At 56.5% G+C, this 230-nt stretch carries 1 protein-coding gene; it reads left to right on the forward strand.

Annotated features, from left to right (window positions below; all coding sequences use genetic code 11):
• A partial coding sequence (locus tag KVT36_RS32440; protein ID WP_217607542.1) for a hypothetical protein occupies positions 1-230 on the forward strand: 230 nt, incomplete at both ends.

Genomic DNA, 230 nt, shown 5'->3' on the forward strand with positions numbered 1-230 from the left:
TGGAAGACATTACGGAAATACGCGAAGGCTTGCGCTTCCTGGTGAACCAGACGCCAGGCTTCAGCTGCCTCTCTGTATACGATCATGCAGAAGCAGCGGGTAAAGGCCTGTTAGCCAACCCGCCCGTCCTGGTGATCATGGATATTGCGCTGCCCGGCGCTACCGGCGTGGATTGCATACGCCAGCTGAAGGCAGCCGGCGCTAAAATGCAGTACAGGTTCTCCACTATT

Origin of the sequence: Chitinophaga sp. GbtcB8 (genome assembly GCF_019091455.1) — a bacterium.
Taxonomy (GTDB): domain Bacteria; phylum Bacteroidota; class Bacteroidia; order Chitinophagales; family Chitinophagaceae; genus Chitinophaga.